We start from the raw sequence: 13907 nt of genomic DNA on the forward strand, positions 1-13907 counted from the left end.
GTTAAGTTTTTGATTTTCGTAAAATAGTTCCTATGTCCGAATTGCCGTAAGTGCCATAGGCATCAATGAGTACTCCCTTGCACCCTGAATCAATGTCGATAACATACAGTATGGCGAGGTCACCAACATCGGAGTCACTCTCAAAATGATGTACTTCGGTAATCGTGATTTGGTCCGCGGTAAAAACTTTTTTTGTCAAGGGACAATAGAGTCCCTTTGGGGTCAGGCTAAAGGATTGGATATAACCTCTTGCATTGAGGTCATCCAAGGCTTCCAATAGGTTTTGATATGTTTTTTTCATTTTTAGATTGTATTAGGTAATTCAAGTTTTTGAAAATGATTTACGTAAAAGAGTTACCAACAAAGGTATAAGCGTTAGTATGACCAAGGAAAGAAAGATAAGGCCATAGTTGTTTTTCACCCATGTAATCTCCCCCAAAAGGTTGCCAAGACATAGAAAAAGTGAAACCCAAAGGATGGCACCTATGGAAGTGTTCTTAAAGAATGCCCTTTTTTCCATCCTGACCAGGCCAGCGACAAAAGGAATATAGGTTCTGATAACGGGAAAGAAACGCCCCAATATGATGGCACGCCCTCCATGCTTCAGATAAAATTCCTCAGCTTTTGGAAGGTGTTTTGCGATGTAGGCTCTTATAAAGTAATTGTTGCTGCCTCGAAAGGAACCTCCAAACAAGGCTCCGGTCCTATAGTTTATGATATTTCCCGAGATAGCGGCTACTATCAAAATGGGCAATAAGATATATAGGTTGAGTTCGGTGGTTGCTGTTATGACCCCGGCAGAAAACAGGAGTCCGTCCCCTGGAAGAAACGGAAATAAGATAATTCCGGTTTCAAGCAAGATAATTGTAAATAATACTAAATAGGCCTTTATAACATTGTCAGATACCAATGCCAGCAATGCATCGTCGGTGTGTACTATAAGGTCTATCAATTCATTCATAAGAATACAATTTAATGGCTTTCCAACAAGGGTGCCTTCATATAAGCAAGATGGGCGAAATGCTTTAGCTTTGGTTCCTGGTGGTTCAAAAGGGGTTCTAATAGGGGTCGGTATTTAGCATCTTGCTGTTGTAACATGAGATATAGTACGGCCAGCTTTAGTCTTAGGTCTTTCCCTTCAAGGATATTTTTAAAGCAGTCGAACTCTGTATAACTGTTGTTGGCTATATGGGCGATGACCTCTTCGGAAGACGTATCCAGTATAGTGGCTTCAACTATGGGGATTAGTGTACTCTTTAGGTCAACGTTCAATAGCAAATCCAAAAACTCAATGGCATTGGTACGTCTTTCCTGCTCCTCGCTCAATATGCCCTGATACACCGAACGCACGTCCCTGGGATTATAGCGTAGTTCAAGCAGTTTAAAAATACGTTCAAGACCGCCTTCCAAACGGCGCTCCAACAGCAACATTAAACTTTCCCGTGCCTCCATTTCACCTGCCTGTATTGACGGTCTCATCTTTTTTCTTCGAAGGTAGTGCACGATAATTTGCGTGTGCATCGCCATTAGGGTTAGGTCGTACAGCTTGCATTCTTCAAGAATTAATCTTGCTACTTTCTTTTCATCAAAATGGAGATGAGGGGCTGTTTCCTTTAGCTTGGTAAGCTGATTAATACAGTTGAGACGTACCGTTAGGTCCTCGGCTTCAATAAACCCCTCAAAAAGAGCGTGTACCGCTTGCTGGGAGCCAAAAGCCCCAAGGAGTCCCGGAAGCGTTCGCTTGGTATCCAATGGCACCTCTTTACTGTTAAGTTTGGAACTAATAATTGGAATGATGCGAGTTCCATAACCCAGAAGGGAACGGGTGGCAAAAGGTTTAAGTTTTTTGTCTGGAAGTACTGAAAAGAGCATTTCCAAAAAACGGAAGTCACTGGTAAATACAGCGGCCGAATACGCCGCTTCCACGGTTACGGGGCTTTCACTCTTCAATCCCTCAAAAATAGCATCATAAAAGGTCTCATACTTTGACCACCCCACCAATTGAAGAAAATCTGCATGTTCTTGTGTTTTTGTGGCTTCGTTGATTTTTAAGTACTGTGCTTTTTCATGGATGCGTCGATGCAGTTCAAATCTCCCAGCCAATTCAGGATGGTCACTCGATGCCTTGGCAAGACAGACCAATGCTGCTTTGGCAATTGATGGATTGGAATGGTCAAGGTAAGTTTCAAAAATAATGTCCCCATTCAGTTCGGCATGGAACAAAAGGTACTCAAGTACTGCCAGAACTACTTCTTCATTTTCGGTGTTGAGCATATTTCTTACCTCTATCGGAATTGTTCCCGAGTCAAACTGATGCAAGGCTCTTAAAGTGGCAGCCTTAACTTTATGGGATGGGTGCTTCAATAGGTTCAATATATCATCAGAGAGCCTCTTATCGTTTATCTCTTTTGCTTTTTCCAACATGAATAGGATTTCCCGTTCCTCACCCTCAAGAAAAACACGCTGCATTCCATTTAAGAAAGATTCCTTGGTTACCATTTTCTTGTTTTTTTTATCGGAGTTGTGAAGCTGGACAAGGTTTTTTCTAAAGGTCAAGAAATATTCCTTACGAACCTTTATGATGAAGTAAGACCATACCAGTGTCAATACCAGAATAAGGACAATAACATATCTGCCTTGAAGCTCCAAGCCCTGAACAAGGAAAATGAGTAGAGTCCCGCCAATACCCGTAGCAACACTGTCCACAACAACATCGATAAAGGATTTTGTCTTCTTTTTTAGGGCGTAAGGCAGTGGAAGGGCAATCAATTCGGTAGCAGACCGATTGATGGATTGCTTAAGACTGCCATCTGTGGCTCGCATAAGAATGACCACCCATAACTCTGGGAATACCAGGAACAGTACGCCACCCACAAAAAGCAGTATGGGCAACAAGAGCAGCGAAAAGCCCACTCCCCATACACCCACAATTCTTTGGGTGATAAAAAGCTGAATCAACAGAGATATGACATTGAATGAAGATAGCCAAAACCCAAAAAAAGAGGCAAGTTCATCGCTGTCCTGTATGTTTTGTGACGCCGCATAGCTAAACTGATAATCAACCAAACGTGCGGTAAGCACTCCCAGGCCAATGATTCCTGCGAGATATAGTAGATGTTTTGAACCCAAAATGAGTTTGAATGCACTTTCTTTGGTCTTTACCGGGCGTCCTTTTTGCTTTGAAAATTGAAACTTTTCAGGAAAGCTGGTCTTAATCTTGCCCAGTACCGGAAAACAAAGGAGTAGCAATAGGGCAGCCAGTAACATCAGGTTTCTGTTTCCTATGACAGGAGCGAGAATTGTGGTAAGATATCCGCCAAAAATACCCCCAACAATAGCTCCGGCACCTATAAAACCAAATAGACGCTTGGCTTGCCTGACGTTGAATATAAGGTTGGCCAATACCCAAAATTGGGAGCTTGCCAGTACTGCGTATATGGCCACCCCCGCATAAAAGAGGAATAATACCCATCCTTTGGCAAACTCCAGATATAGTAATAGCCCTAAAGCCAATATGCAGAAAACACTGATTAGTAATGTGGATTTAATAAGGTTTAAAATTGGAAGTCGCTCACTAAGCGCGGCATAAATGACCGAACTTAGTATGGCGGTCACGGCAACCAACAAATAGGCGAACGGCAACTGTTCCGGACCAGGACCAGTAAGGAACAAGGAGTTTACAACAGGTTTGATAATAAGCAAAGTGGCAATGACAAGGAAAATATAGGCCTGCATGTGCAGCACCGTTCTGAATTCACCTGCGCTAACTTTGAATATTTTTTTTAGTCTATTGGATAGTGTCATGGTTTGGTTGCGCCTTATGCCCTTAAGACCCTCCTTCTACAGGAGGTCACTTTTTGAGCACTCTTTCTATGGGCTCGACAAGGTTTCGTATGATTTGCTCCCCATTGGCATCATCTATCAGCGCAACCAGAATATAGCGTCTAGAGGGTTTTCCCCAAACCAATACTGAATCAGAATGGTAGGTTTTCCACGAACCTGATTTTCGAAACAAGCGCGCATTTGGGGCAATACGGTCGAGGGTGTTCACAAACTTATGATGTAAGGCTGGGTCTTCCATGATGTTAAGCATTTCCATGGAACGTTCTTCGGTCACCAGTTTGCCTTGTGCCAACAAAAAATAAAAACGGCACACCTGTGTTGCTGTAGCTGCATGGCTCAAATTTTTTAATGGCTCCCTATTGGTTGTGCCTCCACCGCCATATCGTTTTCCAACCCACAGACCTCCACCGCGTTCTTCGTCATAAAGGTTATAGCGTTCGCTGGTAAGTACGGTTTCAATTTTCTCATAGCCCAAACGGTCTATCATCCTTGTGGTTGCAGCATTGTCTGATTTGCTTATCATGAGTTTTAAATCACTTTTTACTTCAGAAGTTTCGACCAGCTCCCCTTTTTCAATAGCATCCTTGGCTGCCAATAGGACTGCTATTTTGGGCAAACTTGCCGCATACATCATATGGTTACCATTGATTCGGGCAAACCGTATGTGGGTCGTATCAGAAAGGTCTACCACCCCAATGGCCATTTTCTTTTGGTCAATGAGCCTCTTCCACCTAGGTTTTTTTCCTATTTCCTTGATGAGTTCGTCTTGTAGCTTTTCATCAATGAGCTGTCTAAGGGTTGTACTGTCATTGGAGATATGGATGGGCAGCTCCTGAGCATTTGTAACTACAAAAGCACTGAATATTGTTAGTGTTATAAAGGTTTTGATGACTTTCATGATTTAAAAAGTTGAATACCATAGGCTACCAGGACACTGATAATAAGTCCAATGTTTACCTTGGCCAAATCCTTGAAAATTACAGTATAGGTATGGTTGAGTTGTTTGCGGTTCAATAAATAAGTGATGGCAATTTCGCGTCCTGCCAAAATTCCTATGAAGGTCCACGTGGTACTCATAGGTATTGAGCTAAGCGTGCTAAGTATATATAATAAAATCCCATAAATAAAATCGATAATGGTGGCAGAGCGAATATTTTCGGTATTGGCTTTTTTGGTAACGATATCCTGAATCTTACCTCCCTTGCTCTTAAAGATATACGCCATAATAAGCAATATCACGGCTAAGGAAAGCAACAACTCATTTAAAGAAAGTTGCCTTGGAAGAAACACATAGATATTGGCAAAGTCCTGGATAAGCCATTGCGACCATAAGAAACCCGTGGAAAACCATTGGGCTATTAGCCAGTATTTTTTCTGCTTCTTGATGCTCATAAGTCTCAACGAGGCTTTGGATTCCAGCCACTTTGAGACTGCCCAGTAGATAACAATAGCCGCTACAAATGCCAATGCATACCCAAAAACCGATTTTAAAATCATCTTCTCGATGACCTGACTTGTTGAAAACACACTGAGAATCATAAATGTTGTACTTACAGGTACTCCATATCGGGTGATGACCAAAAGTGCCACAGGTGCCAATAGGTACCACCACTGAACCACTTCGGGCAAAGGTATTTTGCTCAATCTGCCGTAGGACACATCACCATTATTTACCTGCCAGCCATAACACAATGTTAGGGTTAATATAAGGCCTGCAAAAACCCAAAGCAGCCACCATTTTATCTTTTGGTTTGAGGCAATAAAGGTGCCCAAAGTCTGTATGACGTCGTTTGCGATTACGGCGTAGGCCGTTATGATGAAACCCGAATAGATGATAAGATGTTGCATTATAATTTTATTTTGCCCAATCCTGGGTGTTTGGATGGGTAAAGTATACCATTCTCTAATTTGAACAGTCCTTTGAAAGGGTCGTTTTCAATGCCCAAATGACCATCTAAATCGGCATACTGGATATTGGGGCGTGAAAGGGCAAAATGGAGACCCGCTGCTATCCCAAGACTGCATTCATCCAAGCAACCTACCATGGCTTCGAGACCTGCTGCCTTGGCCACCGAATTGATGTGCATGCCCTCACGGATGCCTCCTACCTTCATAAGCTTTATGTTGACCATATCAATAAACTTATTATGGGCTAAGTGGTAAGCATCTTGCAGACTTTTAACACTTTCATCCCCCATTACGGGAAAGGCAACTTTCTCGGTTACCGCCCCTATCTTTTTTCCAGAACCGACCTTAGTAGGCTGTTCAAAGATTTCTATTTTTAGGTCTTTGGTCGCTGCAAAAAAACCTAGGGCTTCTTCTACTGAATATCCTTGGTTGCCATCAAAACGTAAAGTGATATCGGGGAACTTCTCTCGTAGCCGTACCATTTTTTCAATATCCTCTCCCAAAGAAAGCCCCCCTTTTATTTTTAGGATGAAGAAGCCTTGACTTATATATTCCTCGGCCGTCAATAAGGTTTCCTGTAAGGGCAAAATTCCTATGGTTATACTGGTAGGGATATGGTCTCTATATCCACCTAAGAATTGGTAAAGGGGTACTCCGGTCTTTCTTGAAACAATATCCATAAGTGCCATGTCTACCATGGCCAAGGTGGATGATTTTTTGTTAACTAATTCTGATACACCCTCCAGCAGTTGGGATACCATATAAGGGTTTTTACCTTTTAGAAAAGGAACAATTAAACTTTTTATATTGCTTTCGACCTCATGAACGGTTTCTTGGGTTACCTCTTTATCGGGAGCCGCACAGCCATAACCCACTATTTTGGAATCCGTTTCAATCTTCAATATAAAATTCACAGCACTGGATACCGTCTCATAGGCAATGGTATAGGGCTCTTTGAGTTTCAAGTCCAACCGTTCAAAGCTTACTTTTGTTATCTTCATCAATATCGTTTTTGATATGGTTGCCCCAAAGCAGTGTTTTTAAAACCTCTAGGAAGCAAACAATATATAGCTTCACTCCACATTTTGTATCACTTTATATGCTTCTTAATCAGTTGAACAAGGGGTTCTGCACCGTGCTTCAACACATCAAAGGCAGGCAAGCCGGTTTCGATGGAGATACGTTCGCAAGCAGGAATAATCTCATCGTCCTTCAAACCTTCATGGTTAACTGTTATGGCAATGACTTTTTTACCTGAGATGGTTTGTATGGCACTAATCTGTTTCTTTAATGGATGTAGTTTATATCCCGGAAACCCATCATATTCCTTTCGAGTTGGAGCGTGCTGTAAGATGACATAGTCGGGTCTTCCAGCTGCCAAAATTTCAAATCCCCCGGGGTAGGCTGGGTTCATTAAACTGCCCTGCCCCTCAATAACAATAACATCAGGATTTTCATTTTTATAGGCACTAACTACCGCATGCTCAATTTCACCCGATACAAAGTCGTTGATACAACTGTCCATTATCATACTATATTTGGCGCCCTGTAACCAGGCGGTTTGGCCGGTACCTATCATTTCTGCCTTTTTGCCCGCTTTTCGTAGGGCATGTACCAATAACCAAGCGGTTGTGCGCTTGCCAATCGCAGAATCGGTGCCTAGTATAGCGAGTTTAAGACAATCTACCTTTTCAATAGCTCCTGTAAAGAAATGAAGTTTGTGCCTTGGAGGTGTTTTTCTAATGTCCCTGATTCGGCCACCATACTCTTCAGCGAGCTCCACCATTTCGGTATCATTGGAAATAAAATCGTGAAGACCACTGTCTACATTCCATCCATAAGTCAAAGCTTTTTTAATGACCGCTTTGGCCTCTACAGGTAAGCGGCCCCCATCAGGAGCAAGACCAATGACTAAGGTCTCTGGGGTGTCTCCCATATCACGCAGCTCCCGGATGGCTGATTCCAAATTTTTAAAGATGGAAATACCATTCTTTTTTCCATCCAGTACCATTCCTGCATCTTGATTGGAATAGGTGCTATCCAGAACCCCCACAATCTCATACCGCTCGGTAAACCGAACTAGTCCGTGAGCCGTTTTGCCATTTGGGGTATTGAAGGCACCCTCACAATATACCAGCGCCTTGCCATCTATAGTTCTTTTCATTTACTTAATTCTTAGCTGTTAGGACCGCCACAAAGCGGTCGAGTTCAAAATTTATTTTTTCGTCCAGTTCCAACAGAGCGATAAGACCTGCTGTGGAAGCCGGAAGTATTTTCATGCCCTCTTTCTTTAAAAGGAAGGCAGCCATATCCTTCATTTTCTTGTCGCTGATATGAAAAGCTTCTCCTTGCGATTCGCGCAAGGCGTATAGAGCTTCCTCACCGTCAAAACTGTGCCAGTTAATAAGGGGTTCATTGTATTTGCTCTCTTTTACCAATTCTGGGTTCAAATCTTCACAATGCTCCAATCCTTTTTTGAAGGAAGCAATGATGGGGTTTTTAAAGCTTGAAGACGCCGCTATCATTTTTGGGATTCTGGAGGTTTTTCCCCTTTTGTAAAGGGTTACAAAGCCACGATAAATGCCAGCGAACAGGGTGCCATTGGAAACAGGTACTGCACAGTACTTTGGGGCATCCCCCAAATCCTCATAGATTTCCTGTGCTATTTGGGCATAGGCACTTATTTGTAAAGGTGTATTGGCCCCTCCTGGGTTGGCATCGTACCAATCATATTCCATGGCATAATCCGAACTTGACCGTACAACCTCTTCATAACTGCCACCAAGACGAATGACCTCTGCGTTCAAACTTTCCATTTCCTTAATTCGCTCGGTATGGTAGGACGAAGGAATAAAAATCTTGCAATTGAGCCCAGCCAAATTTGCGGCCAAAGCAACTGCTACTCCATAGTTGCCACAGGTTGCCAAAGCCACGGTATCAAAATCTCGCCGCAGTGCATCATACACCTGTGCAAATGCGATGCGGTCTTTCTGCGTACCCGAAGGATTTTCACCTTCGTTTTTAATGTAGAGTTGTCGCATATCAAATTCACGCTCCAATGTTTTAGCACGTGATAGGCTTGTATCGCCTATTTCGATATTAATGATGTCTTCAAAGCTCTCCAAACGGTCTATGAGTGTCATGGTCTTGTCTTTCACAAAAGCACTTAGTTTTTGCGTCTCGGATGACACTTTGATATATGATGACTTTACACCGTCTCTTAGGTTCATTGTATATACCGTTTATTTTCCTTTGTGACCCCCTATCGTTTTTTGGGTCACCCATTATTTTTGAATACTTAGAGGGTGACCTGTTTTCTGGTAATGGGTCACAAATGCAAATACCAAAAACCTATGTTTGAGCTTAAAAAAGAAATACTGTTTACCCTTGTTCTAATTGCAGCAATTATATTGATTGTTTTACTGGTAAAAAGGGCTGTAAGGCAGTTTACACTATTGCGTAAAATTGAAGTAAACCGTAAAAAAGTTATCCTAAATTTGTGCTATTTGTTATTGTATATTTTTGCCTGTTCAGTACTTGCATTGATATGGGGAGTAGAAATTAAACAACTTACTTTATTCATCTCTTCTGTACTTGCTGTATTGGGCATTGGTTTTTTTGCACAGTGGTCTATTCTTTCAAACCTGACGGCAAGTGTAATTCTATTTTTGCACCATCCTGTAAGGATAGGGGACAGAATTCGAATTCTGGATGCGGATTTTGATTTTACCGGAGAGGTTAAAGATATTACAGGTTTTTACTTCTTCATGAAAACCGATAAAGGTAAATACATTTCTTTGCCTAATTCACTAGTGATTCAAAAGGGTATAGAAATCATGGAAAAATTGTCCCAAGAAGAGGAAAATTACGATTAATATAAAAGAATCTCATCTTACAAGTTTATAAAATGAAACGTATACTAATTCCGATAGATTTTTCAGAACATTCAATGAATGCCATATCGTATGGTCAAATGTTGCTTAAAAATTCAGAAACCACTTTTTATCTTTTTGCTGCATTCCAGAGTTATACTCCTAGTACCATTACGGATGACTGGGGGAATGAGTGGTCGAACGAATGGGAGAGCGAAGATTTGGATTTAGATGCCTATATTCCAGTAGATGACTTGGAGAAGGTACTGCAAAAAGTAAAACAGAAGAACACAAATGCGAAACATCACTTTAAGATTGAGTCTACTGTTGCTGGTTTGGAACAGGGTTTAGAAGAATGCGTCTCAAGATTAGGTGTGGATTTTATCATGATGAGTACTAAAGGGGCCAAGGGGCTAAAGCAATTCTTCCTGGGCAGTAATGCGGTTAACGTCATCAATAAGGTCGTGGACTGCCCCGTGATGGTTGTCCCTAGAAGTTATACCGGCTTAAAGAGTCCCAAACAGGTGGTTTTCTCTACCAATTTTAAAAGGCCATTCAATAAAAAAGAAATTAAGCCCTTACTTGACCTTTTGCAACAGTGGGACGCTGAACTCAAGATAGTGCAATTAATGGATGAGTCTTATTTGGACAACAAGCAAAAATTACATCGCGATGCGCTGGTTCACCTGCTAGGTGAGCTACCCCACTTTTTTTACAAAATCGTTTATGAAACTTCGGAAACCAATGCGATACGTGATTTTGTGGCTGAAACCCAAAGTGATATGATAGCACTAATTCATCATAAGCAAAGCTTCTTCTATGACCTTCTTCAAGAAAGTGTGGTAGAGAAAACAGCCTTTGACAGTACGGTTCCTCTTTTTGTTTTGAGAGGGATAGAGTAAGCTCTCTTCCTAGAAAATGATGATTCTAAGAGATAATGGGTCAAAGAATATAAAACTTTTTTGAGGTCAACGGTTCAGGAACATCTGTATCACCGATAAGTTGTTTTAGGTTAATCTCAATGGTTCTGGCAATGGCCGTCATTGGGGTATCCATAGGTCTGCTCTCAAAAGGGTCTTGAATGCGAAATGCAATTTTTTCCAGAAGAAAAAAAGGCAATGCGATAAGCATTAAAAGGGGAATTTCTATAAAGCTGTCCAGTTCTGTTAGGGACAACGATAAAATCACCAAAAAAAGATAAATGAAGAATTGAAGCGTAAGCCGATATGGTCTGGGGAAATTGGTATTTTTAATTCGTTCTGCCATTCCCATTGAGGCATTGAGACGTGCAATGGTACCATCCAGTTGGGTTTGGTGAAAGGCGTTGATTTTTTCATCCTTAAACAACTTGGAAATATCCATTGAATGTTCCATTAGAAGAGCCAAAGGAACATTGTGCTGCTTTGAGACCGACTGGATTTCATCTTCTGAAACATAGTTATCAAGAAGTTCCAAGGCATCCAGACGTCTAAGGTGTTGTCCTAGTGAATAACACCATCCTATTTGCCGATAAGCCATTTTTTGGTTGACCTCTTCATCCAAAGTATTGAACGCCAATAGCTGAGTTATAAGTGTACGGGAATCATTTACAATGGCACCCCAAATTTTTCGAGCTTCCCACCAACGGTCATAGGATTGGCTAAGTTTGAAAGAAAGAATGAGTGCAATTGCCGTTCCCAAAAAAGCTGCAATGTTTATGGGCAAACTAAAGTGTACGATATGTTCTTCAAAAAAATGGAAACCCGCAGAGAAAATTAGTGTAAAAAGTATGTCCCATTTAACCAAACTAAATGGATAACTTAAAGGAATTCTTTTATTGGTTATCATAAATCGATGTCTGTCTTGAACAATGAGGACATGGCCACTTTAAAACTTTTATCAAAATCATCTGATAATTCCTTAAGAAGTTTCAATATCACGACTTTCTGCATGATGATTTCCTTAAGTTCTTTGGGAACCTCTTTTTGAGGTAAACCAATGTCTTCAAAAGGGTTTTGTTTTTCCATAATCCATAACAATATGAAAACACTTTCCCCTTGTGACCCATTAGTAGTGGAAGGGTCACCCTAAAATTTTATTCGTTGTTGCCTTCTTCTGTATTTAGGTCGGATTCCTCGGTATCAGATGCGTTTTCTGTTCCCTCTTCTTGAATAATTTCCTCTACCTCTTGGATAATTTCTTCCTTGAGGTCTTCTGGCAATGATATGTCTGGTTCGATGGATTTAAAAGGATTTTTTTTGCTCATTAGCTTCAAGTTCTATTTTTTCACAAACCTTAATCAATCTTAATCGTGCACGTCTTAGCCTCATTTTCACTGCACTTTCATTAATGTCAAAAATAGCCTGAATATCTTTGACCATAACCCCGTCCTGATATTTCATGAGTAGCAAGGCTTTGTCGGCAGGCTCTACCAACTCAAGGGCTTTTAAAAGTGTTGAAGAGTGGAGTTCAAAAAGTGCATCCTCCTCAACATCAAAATCCTCAGGAGCCTCAAGGTTGTCTTTTTTGTTCAACCTTTGCCAACGTTCACTCAATTTTTTATGAGGGTCACGTTTTATGTATTTTACCAAAAAATTATAGGTAAAACTATATAACCATGTAGAAAACTTGGCCTCGGCTCTATAGGTGTCTAGCTTAAGAAAGAGCTTCAGGAAAATGTCTTGGGTCAAATCTTTGGCCTCATCTTCATTTCTTACAAAACTGTAGCACTTTCGGTATACTTTTTCACCATACCGGTCATATAATTTTCCAAAGAGAGCAGAATTTTGGGTCTCTAAAATTTTGGCAACAAGTTCATTATCAGAAAGTATTGTGGCGTCTTTTCTGAAATTAGGAGGTGTAATCTCCATTAGGATAATTATGTTGCTCTTGAAGTTTGGCAAAAGTCATTTAGGTAAATTAATGCAATAAAGATAAGAAAAATGAGTGACCAAAAAATGGAATAGGGTCATAAGGTTACATAATCAAAAAAATATAAAAATGTCTATTTCTGAAATCTATGCATCCGGAGAACAAAAAAGCCACATTGCACATTTTGCTGCCATTGCCAATATCGCTGTAGTGGATGGTCAAATGAATGATGACGAGATAAAATTATTAAAACAATTTGCCGGAAAGCTTAATATAGATGAGCATCAGTATGCTACTGTTATTAAAAATTTGGATAAATACCCCATTCCTTCTGCCAATTCAAAAGAAGAGCGTTTGGAATATATTTTTGAGCTGTTTCGGATGATATATGCGGACCACAAGATTGACGAGCAGGAGCTTAAACTGATTCATAAATACGCCATTGGCCTAGGGTGCAATTCGGAAAGAGCGAAGGATATCATCAAAAAATCCATAAAGATTTTTGGTGGGGATATCTCTTTTGAAAACTACAAATATTTGCTGGATACTATTGAGTAATCAATCCCCATAAGACCATGAAACATGTTCTTTTAATAGCAAATATAGATGGGCATTCGCCACAATTGTTACGGTATGTAGCCAGATTATGCAAGGATTTGGACTTACGTCTCCATATCCTTCAAATCGAAACGAAAAGCGAACTTGTCTTGATATCCTCGCCTTATTATATTAGCAAATCGGGTTTAGTCTTCAATTCTGAAGTCCAAGACAAGAAAAAGATACTATCCAATTATGTATCAGAACACACCAAAGACCTGATCGATTCCACGTGGATTTCCAATCAACTGGTTCAGGGTAACATTCAAGAAAGCCTGAATGCCTTTATCAATAAAGAGAAAATTGATTTTGTAATTGCCAGTCAAGCTGTGTTTAGAAATACGGCAGTAGGGCAAAACAATGTCTTTACTCAATTATTATTGAACATTGCAGACATACCCACCTTGGTCGTACCCAATGACCATTCGTACAACCCTTTCCGCTCCATAGGTTATTTGACTACCTTAAAGGGCAACGATTACGATAATATGGTATGGGTAAGGGAGAATTTTCCCAAATCCAAATTAAATGTATTGCACTTTTCTTTCACAGAACCTTCAGCTATTGAGCAAAAGAAAGTAAACTATTTAAAATCGGAATTGGGAGCAAATAGTTTTACGTACGAGAACAGGGCTATAGATATTGAAGATTTCATTGCCAAAGAGGTGAAAACAGCCGACAACGAATTTGATTGTTTGATGGTCAAGACCAAAAAGCGCAACTTTTGGCAACGTCTCATTGACCCAAGTACAGCTTTAAACTTAATTCTAAGAATTGATTGTCCTACTTTGGTCTTCAAGTACAAGGAAGAAGAACTTAAATAGCAAAGAGCCCTAG

The 13907-nt window shown here is 40.6% G+C and carries 16 protein-coding genes; 4 read left to right on the forward strand and 12 right to left on the reverse strand.

Annotated features, from left to right (window positions below; all coding sequences use genetic code 11):
- Nucleotide 1: 1 nt before the first annotated feature.
- The 8 genes from ACRHOZ_RS19515 to ACRHOZ_RS19550 all read right to left on the reverse strand — a co-directional run bounded on the left by ACRHOZ_RS19515 (nt 2) and on the right by ACRHOZ_RS19550 (nt 8981).
- Entirely contained in the window at nt 2-301 is a 300-nt protein-coding gene (locus ACRHOZ_RS19515) for a hypothetical protein (protein WP_431129469.1), read from the reverse strand.
- 21 nt (nt 302-322) lie between these two features.
- Nucleotides 323-961, reverse strand: a complete 639-nt coding sequence (locus ACRHOZ_RS19520; RefSeq protein WP_431129472.1) for a VTT domain-containing protein — start codon at nt 959-961, stop codon at nt 323-325.
- 11 nt (nt 962-972) lie between these two features.
- Nucleotides 973-3804 carry an NTP/NDP exchange transporter gene (locus tag ACRHOZ_RS19525; protein ID WP_431129475.1) on the reverse strand — a complete coding sequence of 944 codons (2832 nt, stop codon included), beginning with the start codon at nt 3802-3804 and terminating at the stop codon, nt 973-975.
- A gap of 46 nt (nt 3805-3850) precedes the next feature.
- Nucleotides 3851-4741, reverse strand: a complete 891-nt coding sequence (locus ACRHOZ_RS19530) for a serine hydrolase (RefSeq protein WP_431129478.1) — start codon at nt 4739-4741, stop codon at nt 3851-3853.
- Nucleotides 4738-5691 (reverse strand): hypothetical protein, encoded by a 954-nt coding sequence (locus tag ACRHOZ_RS19535; protein ID WP_431129481.1) that lies wholly within the window; start codon nt 5689-5691, stop codon nt 4738-4740. The genes ACRHOZ_RS19530 and ACRHOZ_RS19535 overlap by 4 nt, the downstream gene beginning before the upstream one ends.
- Complete coding sequence (locus ACRHOZ_RS19540; RefSeq protein ID WP_431129484.1) at nt 5691-6752, reverse strand: mandelate racemase/muconate lactonizing enzyme family protein; 1062 nt, start codon at nt 6750-6752, stop codon at nt 5691-5693. The genes ACRHOZ_RS19535 and ACRHOZ_RS19540 overlap by 1 nt, the downstream gene beginning before the upstream one ends.
- Before the next feature lie 89 nt (nt 6753-6841).
- Entirely contained in the window at nt 6842-7915 is a 1074-nt protein-coding gene (locus ACRHOZ_RS19545) for a DUF1611 domain-containing protein (protein WP_431129486.1), read from the reverse strand.
- Between the two features lie 4 nt (nt 7916-7919).
- Nucleotides 7920-8981 carry a pyridoxal-phosphate dependent enzyme gene (locus ACRHOZ_RS19550; RefSeq protein ID WP_431129489.1) on the reverse strand — a complete coding sequence of 354 codons (1062 nt, stop codon included), beginning with the start codon at nt 8979-8981 and terminating at the stop codon, nt 7920-7922.
- A 123-nt stretch (nt 8982-9104) separates the two neighbouring features.
- On the opposite strand from ACRHOZ_RS19550, the gene ACRHOZ_RS19555 reads away from it, so the two are divergent.
- Nucleotides 9105-9626, forward strand: a complete 522-nt coding sequence (locus ACRHOZ_RS19555; protein ID WP_431129492.1) for a mechanosensitive ion channel domain-containing protein — start codon at nt 9105-9107, stop codon at nt 9624-9626.
- 32 nt (nt 9627-9658) lie between these two features.
- Nucleotides 9659-10525 carry a universal stress protein gene (locus ACRHOZ_RS19560; protein WP_431129495.1) on the forward strand — a complete coding sequence of 289 codons (867 nt, stop codon included), beginning with the start codon at nt 9659-9661 and terminating at the stop codon, nt 10523-10525.
- Nucleotides 10526-10565: 40 nt separating this feature from the next.
- On the opposite strand, the gene ACRHOZ_RS19565 is transcribed toward ACRHOZ_RS19560, so the two are convergent.
- The 4 genes from ACRHOZ_RS19565 to ACRHOZ_RS19580 form a co-directional block, all read right to left on the reverse strand.
- Nucleotides 10566-11450 (reverse strand): bestrophin family protein, encoded by an 885-nt coding sequence (locus ACRHOZ_RS19565; protein ID WP_431129498.1) that lies wholly within the window; start codon nt 11448-11450, stop codon nt 10566-10568.
- Nucleotides 11447-11629, reverse strand: coding sequence for a hypothetical protein (locus tag ACRHOZ_RS19570; RefSeq protein ID WP_431129501.1), 183 nt, complete (start codon nt 11627-11629; stop codon nt 11447-11449). The genes ACRHOZ_RS19565 and ACRHOZ_RS19570 overlap by 4 nt, the downstream gene beginning before the upstream one ends.
- 68 nt (nt 11630-11697) lie before the next feature.
- Nucleotides 11698-11868, reverse strand: coding sequence for a hypothetical protein (locus tag ACRHOZ_RS19575; RefSeq protein ID WP_431129504.1), 171 nt, complete (start codon nt 11866-11868; stop codon nt 11698-11700).
- Nucleotides 11846-12472 (reverse strand): RNA polymerase sigma factor, encoded by a 627-nt coding sequence (locus ACRHOZ_RS19580; RefSeq protein ID WP_431129507.1) that lies wholly within the window; start codon nt 12470-12472, stop codon nt 11846-11848. Before ACRHOZ_RS19580 ends, ACRHOZ_RS19575 begins: the two co-directional genes overlap by 23 nt.
- Nucleotides 12473-12602: 130 nt before the next feature.
- On the opposite strand from ACRHOZ_RS19580, the gene ACRHOZ_RS19585 reads away from it, so the two are divergent.
- The gene (locus ACRHOZ_RS19585) at nt 12603-13031 is read left to right on the forward strand and encodes a TerB family tellurite resistance protein (RefSeq protein ID WP_431129510.1); all 429 of its coding nucleotides are present in this window, start codon (nt 12603-12605) and stop codon (nt 13029-13031) included.
- A gap of 17 nt (nt 13032-13048) precedes the next feature.
- On the forward strand, nt 13049-13894 hold the full coding sequence (locus ACRHOZ_RS19590) for a hypothetical protein (RefSeq protein WP_431129513.1): 846 nt from the start codon (nt 13049-13051) through the stop codon (nt 13892-13894).
- Nucleotides 13895-13907: the final 13 nt, after the last annotated feature.

The sequence above is a fragment of the Flagellimonas flava genome, from assembly GCF_050617915.1.
GTDB classification, from domain to species: Bacteria; Bacteroidota; Bacteroidia; order Flavobacteriales; family Flavobacteriaceae; genus Flagellimonas; species Flagellimonas flava_A.